At 74.5% G+C, this 495-nt stretch carries 1 protein-coding gene; it reads left to right on the plus strand.

From position 1 onward, the window contains the following. A partial coding sequence (locus CVH10_RS17210; protein WP_369335848.1) for a serine dehydratase beta chain occupies positions 1 to 495 on the plus strand: 495 nt, incomplete at both ends.

Here is a 495-nt window from a genome sequence, read left to right on the forward strand (position 1 = left end):
CCCGCCGACGTCGAGATGGACGCGGCCGAGGGCGGCCTGGCGGCGCTGCGCGTCCGCAAGCGCCTCGCGCCCCCCGGCCTGCCGGAGCTGGCCTTCGACCCGATGACCGGAATCGTGTTCGATTTCGGCCCGGCGCTGCCGGGGCACGCCAACGGCCTCGTCGTGACGGCCCTCGACGCGGAGCGCGTCCCCGTCCTGTCGGAGACCTATTACTCGATCGGCGGCGGCTTCGTCGTCACGGCGGCGCAGCGCGCGGCCGCCGAACCGCCGCCCTCGGAAGGGGCCGATCCGCGGCTCTGGCCCTACCCCTTCGACAACGCGGCGGCCATGCTGCGCATGGCCCGCGAGAGCGGCCTGTCGATCGCCGCCATGAAGCGCGCCAACGAGGTGGCGAACCGCTCGGAGGCGGAGTTCGACCAGGGCCTCGCCCGCATCTGGGGCGTCATGAACGGCTGCATCGAGCGCGGCCTCGCGCAGGAGGGCGAGTTGCCCGGG

The sequence above is a fragment of the Halomonas sp. ND22Bw genome (assembly GCF_003011945.1).
Lineage (GTDB): Bacteria > Pseudomonadota > Gammaproteobacteria > Pseudomonadales > Halomonadaceae > Halomonas > Halomonas halophila.